This window comes from Chromobacterium sp. CCUG 30098 (assembly GCF_059916605.1).
Genome location: NZ_JAUCGS010000001.1, coordinates 114,715 through 127,859, shown reverse-complemented (window position 1 = coordinate 127,859; position 13,145 = coordinate 114,715). Strand labels below are relative to the sequence as shown.

General features: G+C 65.0%; 11 protein-coding genes. 8 read left to right on the top strand and 3 right to left on the bottom strand.

Annotated elements, in window-relative coordinates; translation table 11 throughout:
- Positions 1-49: 49 nt before the first annotated feature.
- Together QUG03_RS00575 and QUG03_RS00570 are read left to right on the top strand one after the other, a co-directional pair.
- Complete coding sequence (locus QUG03_RS00575; protein ID WP_253314751.1) at positions 50-529, top strand: Spy/CpxP family protein refolding chaperone; 480 nt, start codon at positions 50-52, stop codon at positions 527-529.
- Between the two features lie 325 nt (positions 530-854).
- Complete coding sequence (locus tag QUG03_RS00570; protein WP_227105879.1) at positions 855-1,328, top strand: Spy/CpxP family protein refolding chaperone; 474 nt, start codon at positions 855-857, stop codon at positions 1,326-1,328.
- Positions 1,329-1,401: 73 nt separating this feature from the next.
- On the opposite strand, the gene QUG03_RS00565 is transcribed toward QUG03_RS00570, so the two are convergent.
- From QUG03_RS00565 to QUG03_RS00555, 3 genes are all read right to left on the bottom strand, one after another.
- Positions 1,402-1,869: a DMT family transporter gene (locus QUG03_RS00565; RefSeq protein WP_107801322.1), complete on the bottom strand. Its 468-nt coding sequence runs from the start codon at positions 1,867-1,869 to the stop codon at positions 1,402-1,404.
- Between the two features lie 44 nt (positions 1,870-1,913).
- Complete coding sequence (locus QUG03_RS00560) at positions 1,914-2,321, bottom strand: YkgJ family cysteine cluster protein (RefSeq protein ID WP_235085579.1); 408 nt, start codon at positions 2,319-2,321, stop codon at positions 1,914-1,916.
- Positions 2,322-2,466: 145 nt separating this feature from the next.
- Positions 2,467-4,446 (bottom strand): peptidase U32 family protein, encoded by a 1,980-nt coding sequence (locus QUG03_RS00555; protein ID WP_488905227.1) that lies wholly within the window; start codon positions 4,444-4,446, stop codon positions 2,467-2,469.
- A gap of 225 nt (positions 4,447-4,671) precedes the next feature.
- Here QUG03_RS00555 and QUG03_RS00550 point away from each other — a divergent pair, with 225 nt between their 5' ends.
- The 6 genes from QUG03_RS00550 to nagZ all read left to right on the top strand — a co-directional run bounded on the left by QUG03_RS00550 (position 4,672) and on the right by nagZ (position 13,138).
- Positions 4,672-6,369 carry a methyl-accepting chemotaxis protein gene (locus QUG03_RS00550; RefSeq protein WP_488905226.1) on the top strand — a complete coding sequence of 566 codons (1,698 nt, stop codon included), beginning with the start codon at positions 4,672-4,674 and terminating at the stop codon, positions 6,367-6,369.
- 447 nt (positions 6,370-6,816) lie between these two features.
- Complete coding sequence (locus tag QUG03_RS00545; RefSeq protein ID WP_107801326.1) at positions 6,817-8,199, top strand: OprD family outer membrane porin; 1,383 nt, start codon at positions 6,817-6,819, stop codon at positions 8,197-8,199.
- A 191-nt stretch (positions 8,200-8,390) separates the two neighbouring features.
- Positions 8,391-9,650: an ABC transporter substrate-binding protein gene (locus tag QUG03_RS00540; RefSeq protein ID WP_227105885.1), complete on the top strand. Its 1,260-nt coding sequence runs from the start codon at positions 8,391-8,393 to the stop codon at positions 9,648-9,650.
- A 249-nt stretch (positions 9,651-9,899) separates the two neighbouring features.
- Positions 9,900-10,763, top strand: a complete 864-nt coding sequence (locus QUG03_RS00535; protein WP_500819141.1) for a carbohydrate ABC transporter permease — start codon at positions 9,900-9,902, stop codon at positions 10,761-10,763.
- 9 nt (positions 10,764-10,772) lie between these two features.
- Positions 10,773-11,642, top strand: a complete 870-nt coding sequence (locus tag QUG03_RS00530; protein WP_500819140.1) for a carbohydrate ABC transporter permease — start codon at positions 10,773-10,775, stop codon at positions 11,640-11,642.
- The gene (gene nagZ, locus QUG03_RS00525; RefSeq protein WP_500819139.1) at positions 11,639-13,138 is read left to right on the top strand and encodes a beta-N-acetylhexosaminidase; all 1,500 of its coding nucleotides are present in this window, start codon (positions 11,639-11,641) and stop codon (positions 13,136-13,138) included. Before QUG03_RS00530 ends, nagZ begins: the two co-directional genes overlap by 4 nt.
- Positions 13,139-13,145 lie beyond the last annotated feature (7 nt).

Genomic DNA, 13,145 nt, shown 5'->3' with positions numbered 1-13,145 from the left:
TGCCGATGCCGTCCGCCCGCGTCGCAGCCATCAATGGAATGGCCCGCCTATGAAACCGCAGATACCCTTTATACTCGCCAGCCTCGTCGCCGGCGCCGCTCTGGCCGCGCCGCCGGAGCCCGCATGCCCGCCGATGGGCAACTTCGCCGGCCGGTCGTGGAAGATAGACCCGGCCAAGCGCGACGCCTTCATCGCCCAGCACCAGAAAGCGCTGCACGACAAGCTCAAGATACAGCCGGCGCAGGAAGCCGCCTGGCTGGCCTTCGCCAGCGCCACCCGCCCCGGCCCGCCGCCGCCTTGCGAAAACGCGTCCACCGCGCCCGAGCGCATGGAGCAGCGCGTGCTGATGGCGCAGCGCCACCTGCTGAACCTGCAAAAGCGGCTGGAAGCGCTCAAATCCTTCTACGGCCAGCTCACGCCCGAGCAGCAAAAAATCATGGACCAGGACAGCCCACCGCTGATGGGCGGCCGAGGCCAGGGGCCGATGCGCAAACTGCAGGCCGGCCAAGGCAATGAGTCCCACAACTAAGAAGCGGTTCAAAGCCTCGCGAGCAAGATCGGGGCAAGACCTTGCGGCTGAGAAAGCGGAAAGCGCCCACGGCAGATGGGCCGGTCGCGTCTCACCAAGCGCAGCAGACTTTGAACAGACTCTAAGCATCGCTTAATCGCCTCGCCGGCAGGACAGAACCTTAAGCAGCCGGCCCCCGACGACATCCCTCCGCGCATTGTTGCAAACTGCTAAGCCGGCCGGCCCGGTTAACACTCGATAACAAGCCCCGCCCTAGCCGCAACACTTGCCAGACATCCGTGGTCAATACTGGCTGCATGATCAACCTCGGTAGGAGTCTTCAATCATGACCAAGCTGTTCAAGCCCATGCTGATCGCCACGCTGCTGGCCGCCGGCGTTGCCGGTTCCGCGCTGGCCGCCGGCGAGGCCCCGACGCAAAGCCCGATGCCGATGATGGAAAAAGGCCGCCACATGGACCCGGCCCAGCGCGAAGCCATGGCCGCGCGCCATCTGCAAGGGCTGCACGATCAACTGAAGCTGCAGGCGAACCAGGAAGCCGCCTGGAAAACCTTCGCCGCCTCGATGAAGCCGGGCGAACGGACGATGCCGCCCAAGCCCCAGGCCGGCGACACCGCGCCGCAGCGCATGGAGCGCATGCTGGACATGATGAAACAACATCAGGACGCGATGCAGAAGCGCCTGGACGCGCTGAAAACCTTCTACGCCCAACTGACGCCGGAGCAACAGAAGGTGATGGACCAATGGCACGGCCAGATGGGCCGCCGCATGAGTCCGATGGCCAAGCCGCAACCCAAGTAAGCGCCGCGCGCCGGCCAAGAAAAACGGCAGCCTCAGGCTGCCGTTTTTAGCGTGTTGGCTCCGCGCCCATCATTCAAGCGCGTCCAAACCACTTGTCGCCGAAGTTGACCAACAACACCCCGCCCACCACCAGCGCCGCGCCCAGCAGCCGAGGCGCGTTCACCTCGCGCAGCGGCATCGCCAACCAGCCGAAACGGTCGAACATCAGGGATACGCACACTTGGCCGGCGATCACCAGGGACAGCATGGCCGCCACGCCCAGCCGCGGCGCCAGCAAGGTGGTGCCGAACACGAACATCGCCCCCATCGCGCCGCCCAACAACATCCACCACTCTACCCGGCCCAATTGCGCCAGATCCTGCCATTTTTGACCGGTGGCGACGGCCAGGCCGGCCAGACACAGGCTGCCCACGGAGAACGACACCAGCGCCGCCAGCAGCGTGCTATTGCCCAGCACGCCCTTGAGCTGGTTGTTGATGGCGGCCTGCAGCGGCACCACGACGCCGATGAGGAAAGCGAATAAAGGATAAATGGGGTTCATGACAATCCAGTCGAATCAACGGAGGGTTTCACGTGAAACAGCGTTCACGCCGCGGTGTTGCGATGGAAAGCGATCTTCTGCGGATTGCGGGTATACGCGCAAAAGCCCGGCTTGGGGCCCACCTTGGGATGGTTGCGGCAGGTATTGGGCCGCCGCTCGTAGATAGTGCACAAACGGGTCTTCTGATCCAGGTGCATGCAATCGCCGTTGGCGCGCCGCGCCAGCGTGAACAGCTCGCGCTTGAAATTGAAATGCTGGATCAGCCGCTGCTTTTCCAGGCGCTTGGCGATGTTCTTGATCGGTTCTTCCAACTCGAACTCGTCCACCACGCCCATGCGCACCAGATCGGGCAGCCGCACTTCCACCGGCATGGAACAGCAGCTGCCCATGCAGTCCTCGCATAAACCGTTCTTGTATTTGACCCAGGTGTCCAGGCGCTCGATGTCGGCCACGTTTGATTCCCCGTGCTGCCGGCGTGGCCGGCGATCGTTTATTAAAGGATTGTTCCAAATAGGAAAAAAGGAAAGAGGCGCATTTTACGCGCCTCCCCGCCGCCGCAATCGGCGCGCCGGCCGTTTCAGACCGGCAATCCAGCACTCAAGACTGCGGACGCTGCTTGAAGAAGGTCAGGGGCGCGGTGTAGGGCACCTCGCTCGGCGGCGCCGCCTTCAGGATGTGCTTTTTCATCTTGCCCATCACATGCATCTCGCAGGGCCGGCATTCGAACTTCAGCGTATAGGTCTCGTTGCCGGACTTCAGCGTCATCGGATCGGCGCGCACCTGGCCCATCACGCCCTTCACGCCCTTGGCCTGCTTCGGACACAGATTGAAGGAGAAGCGCAGGCAGTGCTTGGTGATCATCAGGCTGACCTCGCCCTCTTCCTCGTGCGCCTCGTAGGCGGCGTCGATGAGCTCCACCCCGTGCTTGCGGTAGAACTGCCAGGCCAGGTTGTTGTAGACATTGGCCAGATAGCTCAGCGTCTTTTCCGGATACGGCGCCGGCGGCTCCAGCGCCGCCTTGCGCGGCTGGCGCGGCCAGGCCTGCAAGCGCGCGGCCTCCAGCCGGGCGATGGCGTCGCGGCGCAGCGCGTTGATCGCCGAGGCCGGCACGAACCACGGCTGGGACAGCTGCAGCGTCACCTCGTGGGCGACGAACATGGTGTTGCCCAGCTTGCCCAGATTGTCGCGCAGGCCGGCCAGCGCCTTGTCGGCGTCCTTGGCCGGCTCCAGCGCCAGCGGGCTACAGGCGGAGGCGCTGACGCCGTCCTCGTCGGTAATGCTCAGTTCCAGGCCTTCGGCGTTTTCGCTCAGCGTCATCCACACGCCCACCTTGCGTTCGGCGGACTTCTTCAGCAGCGCCAGTTCCCAGGCGTGGTCGCGGTTGCGGCTGATGTCCACGCCCGGCTTGAGGCCGGCCAGCACCGAAACGTCGTTGGGAAACACCCGCCACAACAGCTCGCCGTCCGCGGTCTTGCCCACTTGCTGCACGGTGTTGGCCTGCACGCCCACCACTTCGCGCTTCTTCATGAAGTTGATGCCGTCGCCGTTGCTCATGGTTTCGCCGGTGGCGATCTCCAGCCAGTCCGAGCCCACCTTGCTGACCACGCCCAGGCCGACGCCGACGAATTTGGGCGAATCGAAAGCGCCGATGTCGATCTTGCGGCCGGTGGCGAAGTAGTCGGTGCCGCCGCGGTGGAAGGTCTTGTCCGGGTCCGGCGCGAAGAAGATCTCGCTGTCGCCGCTGGAGGCGCGCGCCAGCTCCGGCCGCCGCTCGATGATCTCGTCCAGCAGCAGCCGGTAATGGGCGGTGATGTTCTTCACATAGGACACGTCCTTGTAGCGGCCCTCGATCTTCAAGGAACGCACGCCGGCGTCCAGCAAGGCCTCCAGGTTGGCGCTCTGGTTGTTGTCCTTCATCGACAGCAAATGCTTGTCGAAAGCCACCACGCCGCCATCCTTGTCGGTCAGCGTGTACGGCAGCCTACAGGCTTGCGAACAGTCGCCGCGGTTGGCGCTGCGGCCGTTGTCGGCGTGGCTGATATAGCACTGGCCGGAGAAGGCCACGCACAGCGCGCCGTGGATGAAGTATTCGATGGTGGCGTCGTCGCCCACCGCGTCCGCCGCCTTGCGGATTTGCGGAATGGTCAGCTCGCGGGCCAGCACCACCTGGGAGAAGCCGGCGTCGGACAGGAAACGCGCTTTTTCCGGCGTGCGGATGTCGCATTGGGTGGACGCGTGCAGCTGGATAGGCGGCAGATCCAGTTCCAGGATGCCCATATCCTGGATGATCAGCGCGTCCACGCCGGCGTCGTACAACTGCCAGATCAGCTTGCGCGCCGGCTCCAGCTCGGCGTCATGCAAGATGGTGTTGAGCGTGGCGAAGATGCGCGCGTGGTAGCGGTGGGCGAACGCGGTCAGGCCGGCGATGTCCTCCACGCTATTACAGGCGTTGTGGCGCGCGCCGAAGCTGGGCCCGCCGATGTACACCGCGTCGGCGCCGTGCAAGATGGCCTCGCGGCCGATTTCGGCGGTCTTGGCGGGCGATAGCAACTCGATCTGGTGCGACAACAGGCTCATGGCGTTTCCTGACATTTAGTATAGGTGGCCGCGTCGGGCGATGGCGGCCGCAAAGGGGCGGAATTATAACGGAATCATGTAGTTATAGGTAGAATTTTGCAGCAGCGGCTTTTAAGTTAAACCCCCAGGTTCACGGCCTTGCCATGCCGCCGTCACATGCCGCGACTACACCTCCAAATAGTCAAAATCGGTTTTATGCATGTAAAAACCAATTCGGAGAGCGTCATGTTCAACCGCCTGACCATCGCCCAGCGCCTAAGCGCGCTCGTCGCGGCCCTGCTGGCCATCACCATCCTGATCAGCCTGTTTGGCCAGCACGCGCAAAAAGGCATACTCGACGACTTCGCCACCACCTACAACGACCGGGTGGTCTGCCTGAAACAGCTGAAAACCGTGGCCGACAGCTACGCGGTGGGCATTGTGGACGGCGCGCACAAGCTGCATGCCGGCGCCATCGACGCCGCCGGTTTTCTAGGCGGCATCGACGCCGCGCAGGCGGCGCTGAAAAAACAATGGGGCGATTACCGCGCCACCTATCTGACCGCCGAGGAAAAAACCCTGGCCGACCAGGCCGAGGCGGCGATGCGCCAGGCCGACGCCAGCGTGGCGCGGCTCAAAAGCCTGGCCCAGACCGGGGACCGCGCCGCGATGCAGCTCTTCCTGGACAAGGAAATGTACCCGGCCATCGATCCCATCGCCAACCGCATCGCCGCGCTGATCGACTTGCAGCTGCGGGTGGCGGCGGAAGAGTTCGCCAAGGCGCAGGAACGCGCCGCCGCCAGCCGCGCCGTCGCCATCGCGCTCTTGATCTGCGGCGTGGCGCTGGGCGCCGTGCTGTCGCTGATCATCATCCGCTCGCTGATGGCCGAGCTGGGCGGCGAGCCGCGCGACGTAGTGGCGCTGACCGAACGCATCGCCAACGGCGACCTCAGCCAAAGACTGCAGGTCAAGGCGGGCGATCAACACAGCGTGATCGCCTCCATGGCGCGGATGCAGAGCGGCTTGATCCGCATGGTGCGCGCCATGCAGCAGATCATCAGCCAGCTGAGCGCCAACGCCACGGAACTGGCGGCGGCGGCGGAGCAGGTGGCCGCCAGCGCGGAGGAACAGACTCGCGCCGCCTCGTCGATGTCGGCGTCGGTGGAACAGTTGTCGGTCAGCATCTGCTCGGTGGACGACAACACCACGGACGTGGCCACCGAATCCGTCTCCACCGGCGAACTGGCCACCCGCGGCGAATCCATCATCGACCAGACCCTGCACACCATAGAATCGGTGGCCGACATGGCACGCGCCTCGCAAGACCAGGCCGACCTGATGAGCAGCCGCTCGCAGCAGATCGCCAACGTGATCCAGGTGATACGCGACGTGGCGGACCAGACCAATCTGCTGGCGCTGAACGCCGCCATTGAGGCCGCGCGCGCCGGCGAACAGGGCCGCGGCTTCGCCGTGGTGGCCGACGAAGTGCGCAAACTGTCCGAGCGCACCGCCCAATCCACCTCCGAAATCGGCGCCAGCATCCGCGAAATGCTGGATAGCAGCGCCCACGTGGTGCAGAACATCCACCACACCGTGGACCATATGGAAGTGGGGCTGCAACAGGCCAGCGACGCGCGCGCCGCCATCACCGGCATCAACGACAAGGTGGCCAGGGTCAAGCAATCGCTGAGCGCGATCTCGGTGTCCCTGCACGAGCAGCAGGCCGCCGGCACCGGCATCGCCGCCAATGTGGAGAAAGTGGCGCAGATGTCCGAGGAAACCAGCGCCGCCGCCAGCCAGACCGCGGACTCCGCCAGCCAGATGGAACAGATGTCGCACGAGCTGCAATCCAGCATCAACTACTTCACCCTGCCTCAGGCCGGTCAAAGCCAGGGCGGCGAAACGCCGCTGCAGACCGGCCATTCGCTGGCGGCCGCCGGCTGAAGCGCCGCTTACCTCCTCTCCGCACTTGGCCTGGCGCTTGCCAGGCTTTTTTTTAGTCTGGCAATGGCCGGTGGCCTATGGGTCAGCCGGAGCCGGACTTGGCCTCAAGGTCATGCTGCACAGCAGCAATGTCGACAAGCGAACATTCTCCGCGCCCACACACGCTATCGCGACTGAAAACGCATAGCCTCCACGGCCAGTCATTCGTTGACGCTCCAAATTTTGTTCGTAAAAACAAAAAGCAGATGCCTTTCATTCGCATTCAGCGTCCATCTGACGTCAAAGAACGGCTACTTCCTGCAAACCCATGTGCATGGCAGCATTGCAACAATATGACGAATTATTTTGCAATACCAATGAGATACCAATTGAGCACCAGTAAAAGACCAGATAGTTTTAGCGCAGGACATCCGCCAGAGGTGTCGCCACGTGATTGGAGTGACTGAAATGCCTAAGCCGACCAAGCTTGCCCTACTGCTGTTGACCGCCCTGCCCTGTGTCGTCATGGCGGCGGAAGACTCGATTCCGACCAACGACACCTCGCCCACCCAGGGCGCGCCGTCCACCTTCGAACCGGTGGACGTCTACGACTTGATCACCAAGTCCGAAACCACCGTCAGCGCCATCTATTACGGCCGCAACCGCCAGGCGGACTGGCCGGCCCCGCCCAACGGCAAGAACCGCGACGACATCACCGTCAACGCGCTCAACCTGGGCCTGAACTTCCGTTCCGGCTACGCCTGGAACAAGCTGGGCTTCGACGCCGCCGCCCACGCCGCCATCCGCCTGGACAGCGGCAAGGGCTGGTCGGAAGTGCTGAATCACGACGTCAACGACAGCTCCCAGCCCGGCGGCGTGGACAAGAGCGCCGCGGTCTTAAGCCAGGCGGCGCTGAAATTCCGCCAGCACGAGGACGGCCAGGGCTTCTCCGCCCGCGCCGGCTACACCCCGATAGGCATCGGCACCCTGGGCACCTCCGGCGGCCTGCAATCCCACGCCTACCGCGGCGTGGAAATGAAATACAAATTCGGCGACTTCGAAGTGGGCTACGGCTGGGCCGACCAGTTCCGCAACGAATGGGACACCCGCTTCCGCGACATGAGCAACTCCTGGGAACAGGGCCGCAGCAACGGCAGCGCCGCCAAGCGCGTCGACTACGTCAACAGCCTGGGCTTCCGCTACGCGCCCAAGAACGGCTTCGTCGACGTCGGCGTAGGCGAAGGCAAGGACTACCGCCGCAACGCCCAGATCGCCGGCTCCTACTCCTGGCAGCTCAACGGCGACGACAAGCTGACCGCCACCGGCTACTACTTCACCGGCAAGTACCAGACCCAGCTCTCCGGCATCCAGAATCCCAAGAACGAATACCACGCCAGCGGCAGCGTCAGCTACGCCACCAACGGCTGGACGCTGATGGGCGGCCTGGGCTACACCAAGGCCCCGGACTCCGGCGAACTGAACTTCCGCATGACGCCGTGGGGCAATAGCGACAACCGCAACTTCATCCAGACCTGGGGCCAGCTGGACGACTTCGTCTGGGACGGCACCACCGTCTACAAGCTGGGCGTCAACTACGACCTGGCCAAGGTGGGCGTGCCCGGCCTGACCGTGGGCCTGTCCGGCAACTACGCCACCGGAATGAAAAACCCGGGCAAGGCCGACACCAAGGCGCACGAAGTGGACTTCAGCATCGGCTACAGCGTGCAAAGCGGCATGTTCAAGGGCGCCAGCATCGGCGTCTACCCGGCCTGGCTGCGCACCGACGGCTTCTACGGCAAATCCGACCGCAACGACGTCAAGGTGATCGCTTCCTACAGCAAGACCTTCTGATCCGCGCGGCCGGCCGGGGCCCTTCCTCCCCCGTCCGGCCGTCGGCTCACTGGCATTGAACTGGTCTCGCTTTCATTGACACCACTTCAATGCCACAATGCGGAAAAACGCCAATCAAATGGCATAACAACACAGCAAGCCCGCCGTCAGACTGGCCGCCCGCCAGCGCCGGCCCCCAAGGAGAAACCATCATGAAACTCAACGCCTTCGCTCGCGCCGCCCTGCTCATCGCCGGCTGCGCCGTCGCCCTGCCGGCGCTGGCCGCCGACAAACCAGTGCTGGAAGTGTGGACCATGAGCTTGTCGCCCAAATTCGACGGCTACTTCAAGGACCTGGTCGGCAAATACAACGCCCAGAACCCCAATGTCGAAATCAAATGGACCGATTACCCCTGGGACGTGATCCAGTCCAAGTTCACCGCCGCCGTCGGCGCCGGCAAACCGCCGGCCCTGGTCAACCTGAACGTGCCCTGGGCTTACGACTACAAGCAAAGCGGCCTGCTGCAGCCGCTGGACGGCGTGATCAACAAGGGCCAGTACGTGGACGGCGCGATCAAGGACGTGACCTTCGACGGCAAGGTCTACGCCTTCCCCCACTACAACGGCGCCAACGTCATCGCCTATAACGCCGAACTGTTCAAGAAAGCCGGCCTCAACCCGGCCAAGCCGCCCAAATCGCTGGACGAGCAGCTGGCTTACGCCAAAACCATCAAGGCCAAGACCGGCGTCGCCGGCTTCGCGCCGGCGCTGGGCCCCACCAAGATCGAAGGCTTTCTGATCCAGAACGGCCTGCCCTTGCTCAAGGACGGCAAGCCGGTGTTCAACAGCCCGGCCCACGTGGCCATGCTGAAAAAACTGGGCGACGCCTACAAATCCGGCGCGCTGCTGAAGGACAATCTGTTCGCCCAGGACAACTTCCAGGTCTCCATCGCCGCCTACAACAGCGGCCGCATGGCCATGCTGGTCACCACCCCGGCCTCGCTGACCCGGGTGCGCGACGAAGCGCCCAAGCTCTACCAGTCCACCCAGGTGGCTCCGGCGCCCATCGGCCCCACCGGCATCGCCGCCGGCGGCTGGATGTTCAACTTCGGCGTGGCGCGCAACGTCAACAAGGCGCTGCTGCCGGAAATAGGCAAGTTCGGCAACTACCTGACCAACGCCGACAACCAGCTCGCCTTCGCCAAACTGGCCGGCACCCTGCCCACCGCGCGCAAGGCGGCGCAGGACCCCTACTTCCAGAAAGTGGCCAATGACGCCGGCGCGGCGGAAAAAGCCGTAGGCGTGGCCGCCGCCAGCCTGGACAAGACCCGCACCATCTACCTGGCCGGCGTCAAGGATCCGGACGTGCTGTCCGCCCGCCTGGCCGCCGCGGTGGAAAAAGCCGTCACCGGCCGCCAGGACCCCAAGGCCGCGCTGGACGAGGCGGCGGCGTTCTGGAGCGGCAAGCTCTGAGAACGTGTTTACGATCTCGCGAGCGAAGACGAGACAAGGCGTTGCGGCTGAGAAAGCGGAATGTACAAGTGCTACATCAGCATTTCGAAGCGGTACTCACCGTGTGACGTCTCACGACGCGCAGCAGATCGTAAACAGGTTCTGATACGCGCTTGAACGCGGCGGCGTCCCAGACCCCGCCGCCCCGCAACCCGCAGGCCGACGCCGCATCCCGGCGCCGGCCTGCCGCTACGTCACAAGGTTCTGCCCATGCGCACCAAGACCACGCTGCAAGCCTATCTGTTCCTGGCCCCGGCGCTGCTGCTGATGCTGGCGTTCTCCTTCTGGCCGGTGGGCTTCGGCAGCTTCATCGCCTTCACCCAGTACAATCTGATCGACAGTCCGCGCTGGGTGGGCCTGGACAATTTCCGCGATTTGTTCGGCGACGAACTGTTCCTGGCCTCGCTGAAAAACTCCGCCGTCTACCTGCTGGTAGTGCCGGTGATCCAGATCATCGCCATGCTGCTGGCGGTGCTGGTCAACAACCAGCTGCCGGCGATCAAGTGGTTCCGCGCCGCCTACTACCTGCCGGTGGTCACCTCGGTATCGGTGATCGGCATCATCTGGAACTTCATGTACACCGAGGACGGCGTGCTCAACGCTGCGCTGCACTGGCTGCGGGTGATCAACGAACCGGTGGGCTGGCTCAACGACGACCGCATCGCGCTGTTCGCGGTGATGTTCATCACCATCTGGCGCGGCCTGGGCTGGTATATGGTGCTCTACCTGGCCGGCCTGCAAGCGGTGCCGGCCGACATCTACGAAGCCGCGCAGCTGGACGGCGCCAATGCCTGGCAGCGCTTCTGGCGCATCACCGTGCCGCTGCTGGCGCCCACCATCCTGCTGTGCTCGGTGATGTCGGTGCTGGCCGCGGTCAAGGCCTTCGAAGAGGTGCAGATCATGACCAAGGGCGGACCGATGCAATCCACCTACACCGCGCTGTTCTACGCCTACGAGTTCGGCATCAAATCGCTGAATTTCGGCCGCGCGCTGGCCGCCAGCCTGGTGATGTCGGTGTTCTGCGTGGCGCTGGCCTGGTTGAACTTCCGCTATCTGCAGCCGCGCGACGCTTAAGGAAACGCCATGCACAACACCGCCACCCTCGCCGCGCCCGCCGCCCGCCGCCACAGCACCCGGCTGAGCAAGCTGGCCGGCCGCGGCCTGCACTATCTGGTGCTGAGCCTGATCGCCGTCGTCACCGTCTATCCGTTCTGGTGGACGCTGGTCACCGCGCTGTCCACCGAGGGCGACGTGTTCGCCTTCCCGCCGCCCTTGCTGCCCAGCGCCCCCGGCCTGGACAACTTCAAGGAGGCGGTGTCCAGCATCGATCTGCTGGCCTTCTACAAGAACTCCGTCGTCATCGCGCTGGCCACCGTGGCCGGCACCCTGCTGGTCAGCGCGCTGGCCGCCTACCCGCTGGCGCGGATGCGTTTTCCCGGCCGCAAGCTGGTGTTCGGCGCCATCCTCGCCACCATGATCCTGCCCAGCGAAGTCAATTTCCTGGTCAACTTCATCACCGTGTCCAAGCTGCAGCTCACCGACAGCTACAGCGGCGTGGTGCTGCCCACGCTGGCGGGCGCGGTGGGCATCTTCCTGATGAAGCAGGCCTTCGAAGCCGTGCCGCAGGACTTGATCGACGCCGCCCGCGTCGACGGCGCCGGCGACTGGCAGATCTTCTGGAAAATCATGCTGCCGCTGTCGCGCCCAGCCTTGGCGGCGCTGACCATACTCACCATGGTGTCGGCGTGGAACCAATACATCTGGCCGTCCATCGTGATGTCCAGCCCGGACAAATTCCCGCTGTCGGTGGGCGTGCTCTACCTGTCCGGCGCCTTCAGCTTCAAGACTCGGGTGGTGGCCGCCGGCGCGGTGCTGACCGTGCTGCCCATCCTGCTGGTCTTCCTGTTCACCCAGCGCTACTTCCTGCGCGGATTCGATGGAGCCGTCAAATGAGCGATACCCTGCAACAACTGGCCGGCCAGGCGCTGATGGTGGACGTGGCCGGCCCGCGCCTGGGCGATGAGGAAGCCGCCTTCCTGCAAGAATTGGGCGCGCGCGCCATCTGCCTGTTCCGCCGCAATGTGCCGGACGAGGCCAGCATCCGCCGGCTGATCGCCGATCTGCAATGCGCGCTGGGCGAGGACATCCTGATCGGCATGGATCAGGAAGGCGGCGCGGTGATGCGCACCCTGTTCCTGCCGGCGGCGCCGTCGGCGATGGCGCTGGGCGCGGTGGACGACGCCGAGCTGGCCGAGAAAGTGGGCGCCGCGGTGGCGCGCGGCCTGGCCAGCCTGGGCGTGAACTGGAACTTCGCCCCGGTGCTGGACCTCAACAACAACCCGGCCAATCCGGTGATCTCGGAACGCTCCTTCGGCGAGGACCCGCTCAAGGCGACGCGGCTGGCGCGCGCCTGGATCAACGGCCATCTGTCCGAAGGCGTGGCCTGCTGCGTCAAGCACTTCCCCGGCCACGGCGACACCCATACCGACTCCCACCTGGACCTGCCGGTGGTGGACAAACCCAAGGCCGAGCTGCGCGATTACGAACTGTCGCCGTTCGCCACGCTGGCCGACCTCGCCCCCGGCATGATGAGCGCCCACATCCGCTTTCCCACGCTGGATACGGACTGGCCGGCCACGCTGTCGCCGGCCATCTTGCAGCAACTGCTGCGCGAGCAGCTGGGCTACCAGGGCGTGGTGATCACCGACGGCATGAATATGAAGGCCATCCGCGAACGCTGGGGCCAGGCCCAGGGCAGCGCGCAGGCGCTGGCCGCCGGCGCCGACCTCAGCCTGGTGCTGCAATTCCCGGACGAAATGGAGGAGAGCAAGCAGGCCTTGATAGCCGCCGTCGCCGCCGGCCGGCTGAGCGAGGCGCGGCTGCAAGAAGCGGCCGCGCGCGTGGACGCGCTGATCCGGCGCTACCCCAGCCGTCAGCGCGATTACGACGCGGCGCAGCGCGCCGCCGACGCCGACTTGTTCGCCGACGCCTGGCGCCGCGCGTTGACCGCCCACGGCCAGCCGCAACGGCCGCCGGCCGGCGCCACGTTGCGCCTGGTGGTGCAGGACCAGGCGCCGTCCGACGGCGTGTCCGAGGCCGGCCTGTCCGCCGACGCGCTGATCGCTCGGCTGATCGCCCAGCTGTCGCGCCGCTTCAGCCTGGAAGTGATCCGCTACCAGCGGCGCGAGGAACTGGACTGGCGCCGGCTGCCTCAGGACGGCCGCTACACCGTGGTCGCCTCCACCACCCGCGAACGCTACGGCGCGCGCGAGCGCGCCGAATGGCGGCCGGACCTGCACCTGGCCTTGTGGAACCCCTACGCCGCCGCCGATCTCGACGCGCCGGCGCTGATCAGCTACGGTTTCGCCGACGCGGCGCTGGACGCCGTCGCCCAATGGCTGGCCGGCGAGATAGACGCCGCGGGCGCGCTGCCGGCGCGCCTGCACTAAAAGGATT